Annotated in this window: 6 protein-coding genes; 2 read left to right on the top strand and 4 right to left on the bottom strand. The window is 62.8% G+C overall.

All coding sequences use genetic code 11. From position 1 onward, the window contains the following. Positions 1 to 276 precede the first annotated feature (276 nt). From KQ307_RS04965 to KQ307_RS04955, 3 genes are all read right to left on the bottom strand, one after another. Entirely contained in the window at positions 277 to 849 is a 573-nt protein-coding gene (locus KQ307_RS04965) for a DUF924 family protein (RefSeq protein ID WP_259727175.1), read from the bottom strand. Positions 850 to 935: 86 nt separating this feature from the next. Further along, on the bottom strand, positions 936 to 2,189 hold the full coding sequence (arsJ, locus tag KQ307_RS04960; protein ID WP_259727174.1) for an organoarsenical effux MFS transporter ArsJ: 1,254 nt from the start codon (positions 2,187 to 2,189) through the stop codon (positions 936 to 938). Further along, positions 2,186 to 3,253: an ArsJ-associated glyceraldehyde-3-phosphate dehydrogenase gene (locus tag KQ307_RS04955; RefSeq protein ID WP_259727173.1), complete on the bottom strand. Its 1,068-nt coding sequence runs from the start codon at positions 3,251 to 3,253 to the stop codon at positions 2,186 to 2,188. Before KQ307_RS04955 ends, arsJ begins: the two co-directional genes overlap by 4 nt. 151 nt (positions 3,254 to 3,404) lie before the next feature. On the opposite strand from KQ307_RS04955, the gene KQ307_RS04950 reads away from it, so the two are divergent. Next, positions 3,405 to 3,587, top strand: a complete 183-nt coding sequence (locus KQ307_RS04950) for a type II toxin-antitoxin system VapB family antitoxin (RefSeq protein ID WP_259727172.1) — start codon at positions 3,405 to 3,407, stop codon at positions 3,585 to 3,587. Then, complete coding sequence (locus tag KQ307_RS04945) at positions 3,584 to 3,946, top strand: type II toxin-antitoxin system VapC family toxin (RefSeq protein WP_259727171.1); 363 nt, start codon at positions 3,584 to 3,586, stop codon at positions 3,944 to 3,946. The genes KQ307_RS04950 and KQ307_RS04945 overlap by 4 nt, the downstream gene beginning before the upstream one ends. 189 nt (positions 3,947 to 4,135) lie before the next feature. Here KQ307_RS04945 and KQ307_RS04940 read toward each other — a convergent pair whose 3' ends face one another. Beyond that, positions 4,136 to 6,802 carry a DNA methyltransferase gene (locus KQ307_RS04940; RefSeq protein ID WP_259728490.1) on the bottom strand — a complete coding sequence of 889 codons (2,667 nt, stop codon included), beginning with the start codon at positions 6,800 to 6,802 and terminating at the stop codon, positions 4,136 to 4,138. Positions 6,803 to 6,933: the final 131 nt, after the last annotated feature.

Below are 6,933 nucleotides of genomic sequence, written 5' to 3'. Positions count from 1 at the left end.
CGCCGGCCTCCTGATCATTCGACAGGGAGAAAACCGACTCGACTTAAAGTACTTGATGCCAGTCGCCAGGAGCATCTGCACGTGCAGAGGATTTCCTTGCGGCGTCTCAATATTGCCTCAAAAGTGGCAATATTTCGAGGTCCCCTAAAGAAGACCATAGTTTCAACAAAAACAAAATTTCTCTCACTCCGCACCCCTCCATCGAGTTTGTCAAGGCCCACTGCTGGGCTGGTGTGGCGGTGCCGGGCGGGGCTGGGGCGATCGGCAGTGGCGGGCTCAGAAGCTGGAGCCGGGCTTCTGCAGAAAGGCAAGCTCAGCTGCGCTCGATACCCGGCAGAGGGCGGCGTTGCGATGGGGGAAGCGGCCGAAGCGGGCGATCACATCCCGGTGCCGCCGCGAGAACTCGGCGGTGCGGGCGTCGGTGAAGCGCTCGAACAACGGCAGGGAGGCCTCCTGCACCGCCAGATCTTCGGCATGCATCTGGGGCAGCAGCCAGAACTGCCGGCGGGCCGGCTCCGGCTCCGCTGCAACCCAGCCCGTCGCCACCGCCGCCAGGCTCAGCCGCAGAGCCTGATCATCCCCGGCGAAGGCCATCGCCGACTCCCGCCAGATCTGGCGGGGAAACTGATCGAGCAAGAGTACCAGCGCCAGGCCGCCCTGCGGGCCTTCTCCCCAGGCAGTGCAATCGCCAGACAGGGCCGCCCGGGTCAGGCCGATCCAGCGATCGGCCACCAGCGCATCAAACGCTGCATCCTTGACGAACCACTGCCACGGCTCTGTTGCTTCAAACCAGAAACGCAGAATCTCCTGCGCCATGTCGACGTGGCCTGGCATCAGCCGCTCCTGCATGTTGCAAACCCACGCTGATCAGGCCTGATTCTCGCTGGTGAGGAGGGTGATCCAAAGGGTTGGGCAAAGCCTGCGCTCCAGAACGCTCAGGCCGCTTCGAGCTGCTGCCGCAACGGCGGCGGCAGCCTGATCCCGGCCAGGAAAGCGAGCCCCACCAGCAGGCACGAGGCCCACAGGCAGGCCTGCAGGCCGCCCACCAGAAACAGTGCGCCGGAGAGCAGGGTGCCCACCAGCCGGCCGGCGGCATTGGCCATGTAATAGAAGCCCACGTTGAGGCTCACCGATTCGGCGTCGGTGTAGGCCAGCACCATGTAGCTGTGGATCGAGGAATTCATCGCGAACACCACGCCGAAGGCGGCAAGCCCCACCACAATCGCCACCCCCGGCTGGGCCACCTCCCGCCAGAGCGCCACGGCGATCAGGGCCGGGATGGCCGTGAGCACGGCGCTCCAGAACTGCACGGCTGACACCCCCGGCGGAGCGCTCTGCCCCCAGCTGCGCCGCAGGGCCGGGGCAGAGCCCTGCACGATCCCGTAGCCGATCACCCAGAGGCCCATGAAGCCGCCCGCCTCCCAGTAGCGCCAACCAAGGGTGGTCTGCAGAAACACCGGCAGGGCCACCACAAACCACACATCTCTGGCGCCGAAAAGGAAGAAGCGGGCCGTTGAGAGCACATTGATGCCCTTCGATTTGGAGAACAGGGCTGTGAAGGCCGGCTTCTCCTTCATGCGGCCGATCTCACCCGGCAGCACCAGGGTGACCAGGAAAGCCAGGAACAGCCCACCGGCCATCGCCGCAACGGCGGCATTGAAGCCGATCGTGGCGAGCAGCACCCCACCCAGGAAAAAGCCCACCCCCTTGAGGGCGTTCTTGGAGCCGGTGAGGATCGCCACCCACTTGAACAGCTGGGCTTCGCCGCGGCTGTGGTCGTCGGGGGTTTCCGGCACAACGGTCTTGATGGCGCTCTTGGCGCTCATCTTGTTGAGGTCCTTGGCGATGCCGCTGATCGCCTGGGCCAGCATTACGTAGGCCACGCTCCACCAGCGCGGCCAGCCTTCGGCGACGGGGATCAGCATCAGCAGGGCGCCCACCTGCAGCAACGTGCCCGCCCAGAGCGTGAGCCGCAGCCCGAAGCGGGCCCCCAGCCAGCCGCCGTAGAGGTTAGTGAGAATGCCGAAGAATTCGTAGAACAGAAACAGAAAGGCGATCTCCAGGGTGGTGTAACCCAGCTGGTGGAAATGGAACACCACGAGCATGCGCAGCGCCCCATCGGTGAGGGTGAAGGCCCAGTAATTGGCCGTCACGATCGCGTATTGCTGCAGCCCGGTGAGCTGTTTCATGCAACGGCATCCTGTTCAGCCGCGGCCGAAGGGCCAGCAGCTTCAAGCGCCGCCACGTGGCAGGCCAGATCGGCCATGCGGCAGCTGTAGCCCCACTCGTTGTCGTACCAGGCGAACACCTTGAGCTGGGTGCCGTTCACCACCAGCGTGGAGAGGGCATCGACGATCGAGCTGCGGCTGTCGTTGACGTAATCGACCGACACCAGCGGCCGCTCCTCATAGCCCAGGATTCCCTGCAGCGGGCCGGCGGCAGCGGCAGCAAAGGCGGCATTCACCTCCTCCGCGCTCACCGCGCGCTCCAGCTCGAACACCGCATCGGTGATCGAGGCATTGAGCAAGGGCACCCGCACGGCGTGGCCGTTGAGTTTGCCCTGCAGCTCCGGGAAGATCAGGCCGATCGCCTTGGCTGATCCAGTGGTGGTGGGGATCAGCGAACTGGTGGCGGAGCGAGCCCGGCGCAGGTCGGATTTGAAGCTGTCGATCACCACCTGGGTGTTGGTGATGTTGTGGAGAGTGGTGATCGAGCCGTGGCGAATGCCGAAGCTTTCGTGCACCACCTTCACCACCGGTGCCAGGCAGTTGGTGGTGCAGGAGGCGGCGGTGAGCAGGCGGTGGCGGCTGGGGTCGTAGAGCGCGTGGTTGATGCCGAACACCACGTTAAGCGCTTCTTCCCCGGCGATCACCCCCTTCACCGGGCAGGCCACGATCACGCGCTTCAGGCCCGCCACATTGAAGTAGGGCTCGAGGGTTTCGGGCGTTTTGATCTTGCCGCTGCACTCGAGCACCAGGTCCACGCCGGCATCAAGCCAGGGCACGGCAGTGGGATCCTTGTGGCGGCTGTAGCTCACTTGCTGGTCGGCTACGCGGAAGCCATCGGCGCCGGCGTCGGCATGCACCGCCTGGGGCCAGCGGCCATGCACGGAGTCGAATTCGAGCAGGTGAGCGGCGGTGGCGGCATCACCGGCCGGGTCGTTGACATGCACCAGGGCGATGCCGGGGCGGCCCCAGAGGGCGCGGAACACCAGGCGGCCGATGCGGCCGAAGCCGTTGATGCCGATCTTCACGTTGGACGGAGCAGCGAGCCCCAGTCTTCCATCAAGTGGTGTTGATGGGCTTATGGCTTGATTAAGGAGTCACGGGGCTCCTCGGCATCGCTGGGGGCATCAGTTGATGCCTAAACTGATGCCAGGTTGATCTCTGGATGTGCGTACCACCGTGACCCTTGACGATGACCTGCTGGCGCAGGCCCAGCTGCTTTGCGGAGGCCTGGAGCGCAGTGCCCTGCTGCGGGAGGCCCTCAAGGCCCTTGTGCAGCGGGAAAGTGCCCATCGGCTGGCGGTGCTGGGTGGCAGCGAGCCCGGTCTGCAGCCCATTCCCCGTCGTCGCGGCGAGCCTTGATCCTGGTCGACACGTCGGTGTGGGTGGATCACCTGCGCGCCGGCGTCCCCCACTTGGCCGAGCTGCTGGAGGGAGGCGAGGTGCTGAGCCACCCCTGGGTGATCGGAGAGATTGCCTGTGGGCATCTGCGGGCGCGCCGTCAAGTGCTCGCGCTGCTCGAGGGTCTGCCGACCGTCACCTTGGCCTCGCACAGCGAGGTACTGCTGCTGATCGAGCGGCATCCCCTGGCAGGCCGTGGCATCGGTTACATCGACGCCCACCTGTTGGCGTCCGCAAAGCTGAGCAGGTGTTCGCTCTGGACCCTGGATCGCCGGATGGTGGTGCTGGGAGGGGAGCTGGCGCTGACCTGGGATCAGTAGCCGTTGGCAAGGATTCCTTGACAGTTGCGCCGGGATCCGATTCTCTCTCCGCAATTCGGTTCTGCAGGTATGAGGAGATGATCTGCATGGTGGTAGTCAACAAATCCGCTCTCTCAATCCGGGTCTGCCGGGCGGTCTGATCCTGGGCCGGAAGCTGGATCCGGCTCTGGCGCTGAGCAGGAGGGGGCCTCAAGCAGGCGCCCACGGCCCCACCACCGTCTCCCCGGCGGCTTCCCGCTCGGCCAGCTCCAGGTTGAGATCAAGCAGGTTGCTGAGGATGTCTTCCTTGGCTTTCCAGCCGTAGGCCTTCAGCACCAGAGCATCGAGCGCCTGATGGAGCTTGGCGAGCTGGCTGGCCGGTTCGTGGAAGTAGGCGTTGTAGAGATCGGTGATGCCCCAGTTCCGCCCCAGCATCACCTCATTCCGGTAGTCGTTGAGGGCGGTCATCGCCTGGCGGATCTGCTGCGCTAGCTCAGGGGCGACGATCTGGGGGAAGGGGAAGGTTTCGAAGATCGAGTCATGGGTGTAGGCGATGTCGCCCTTGAGGGTGCCTTTCTGAGCATGCATCCACTGACGATGAACAGATGAGGTAAGAAGTCCAAAAACATAAAAATCTTCGGAGGCCAGAACAACATTCTTCTCTCCTGGCAACCAGGCCTTTTCGAGCCTTAGGGGAAAAGCCCATTTCGACACCCTTGGAACTGCGAAGTAGAAGTCCTTATCTCTTATGGCTGTCCGCATCGCAGGCCTAGGTCTCCAGTGAAGCCACCATCTGACATGTAGTTCTTTGTTTTTATTCGCAAGGCGTACGGGTCTAACGTAATCTTTGAGATGCTGAAATGGCAGCGGAAACGTCTCTGCTTCTTCCAGCACGAGCGTGCCGAAGTCAACAATCCAACGATCTGGCTTTCCGAGGGGGCATTGTGCGAGGTTATACCCCATTGAAAATGGTCTAACAACTTGGGCATTGCGTTGGTCGTGACTGATCCATTCCAGTGCGGTCTCTTCGGGAACATCAAAGCCCGCACCAGTGGGCTGCACTCCTACGAAGCATGTACCTTTATTGGCTTTAAGCTTAGACGCTTCTGTAGCGTCAACTGTGTCTCCCAGTGTAGTATTGATTTCAGATACTGACTTTCCATCCAGGGTGCATCTGCGCGGCTTGCTCTTTCCCCAGTTGACAATGCTTACATGAACTTTTGCATCCCCGGACCACGGCTCGGTTGAGATAGCGTTGTGGATAAATCCTCCGTTGTCACGAATGTAATCCAAAGACGCTCGCCTGTTGTAACCCCTCCTAATCATGTTCGTGCCGACCAGTCCAGCCCTGCCATCCGGCTTCAGGTTGTCGTGAGCAAGTCGAAACCAGTAACAACAAAAATCAGCGAAGTTCGAAGAATCAGGATAATAGTTATAAACTCGCTCGGTGTAGTCGTCACCAAGTTCTGTTCGCATCCGCTTCCCGCCCAGAAATGGAGGATTCCCCACGTAGGAGTCCGCCTCCGGCCACTGGGCGAACAATGCATCGGCCACCCTGATGTTGTTGTCGAGGTTGTCGAGCGGCAGATCCCGTTCGGTGAGCCCTAGGCGGTCGTTCGCCACCTTGCGGGCGATCATCAGCGTCACCCGGGCCAATTCAACGGCGAACGGGCTGGTGTCCATTCCGAAGAACTGCAGCGGCGTCACAAGGCCCAGAACCGCCTGACCCTTCTTCACCTCCGAACGGCGAAGATCTGAGATGCGCCGCAGGATTGACACCTCCAGATCCTTGACGGCGTTGTAGCCCATGTAGAGAAAGTTGCCGGAGCCGCAGGCCGGATCGCAGACGCGGTACTGCGTCAACGCCTGCCGAAGGCCCTCCAGTTCAGCGATGCTGCTGGCCTGGGCAATCCGCTCCTCCCATGGCTCCACGATCGTGGGGCGGATGATCTGCAGCATGTCCACCTCACTGGTGAAGTGCTGGCCATGGGCGTGGCGGGTGGCGGCATCGCTGCTGGCCTCGAATATGTTGCCGAAGATGCTGGGCCGCACCTGCTTCCAGTTCTCTTCGGCGCTGGCGCTGAGCAGATCCAGTTCCTCGGGGAGCAGTTCCAGTCTTGGGATGTGGGCGAAGAGCCCGCCGTTGAAGTAGGGCGTTCCCCGGAATTGCCCGCCCGGGGTGATGCCGGGGGTGTTCATCTCGCCAAAGAGGTTGCCCAGCACGTCGTAACTGCTCTGGCCGCCCTGGCAGGCATCGAGGGCCAGGGTGAACTGCAGATTCGGCAACAGGTTGCGGTCTTCGGCGAACAGGCTGAGGACGCACTGGAGCACGAACCGCTGGGCTTCCAGGGCCGTGAACGCTCCGCTCTTCGCGCCTCGCTGGCGCAACCTCCCGAACAGTTCACCCATGCTCCGGGCCTGGGCTTCGGTCACCTCGATCTGGTTGAGCCCGAAGTGCACCGGTTGCTCGCTCTTGCTGAGGAAGGCAAGGGACGACGACTGGCTGGCCAGATCGGCCACACGCAGCTTCACCAGCGGTTCATCCACCAGCTCGTTGATGTCGTAGACCCAGAGCTCATCGAAGTTGCAGAGGAGGCAGTAGGCGGGCTTGGGAGCCAGGTACATCCAATAGCGCTGCAGCTGCGGGAAATGGGGCCCGAGCGCCTTGCCCCTGCTCTTCATTTCGATCAGCACCGTGGAGCGCGTGCCCTCGATCAGGGCATCGGCCTTGCCCATGCCGCCGCCCAGGCTGCCCTTGGGGATGGGCTTCTCGAAGAACGTGCCCGCCTCCACTGCATCCGCCCAGCCCCAGGCCTGCAGCAGCCGGTTCACGTAGGTCTGCGCTTCGCTGGCCTCATCGCCCCGGATCGAGGCCACCCAGTCGGCGAAGGATTGCAGGGCCTGGGGTGTGTTCAACGGGATGGGCGGCAGTACGGCCGATTGTGCTTCGGCCCCTGGAATTCTGCTGGGGTTGCTGGCGTCTGGGAGGGCGCCCCAGGGAAGTCCAG

Origin of the sequence: Synechococcus sp. CS-1326 (genome assembly GCF_025128115.1) — a bacterium.
GTDB lineage: Bacteria > Cyanobacteriota > Cyanobacteriia > PCC-6307 > Cyanobiaceae > Regnicoccus.
Note: the sequence above shows the minus strand (reverse complement) of the source record. Positions and strands in the feature narration are given on the sequence as shown.

Bases quoted from the DNA above. Each gene is read 5' to 3' on its own strand.
- arsJ (WP_259727174.1), bottom strand. From the start codon at position 2,189: ATGAAACAGCTCACCGGGCTGCAGCAATACGCGATCGTGACGGCCAAT.
- KQ307_RS04965 (WP_259727175.1), bottom strand. From the start codon at position 849: ATGCAGGAGCGGCTGATGCCAGGCCACGTCGACATGGCGCAGGAGATT.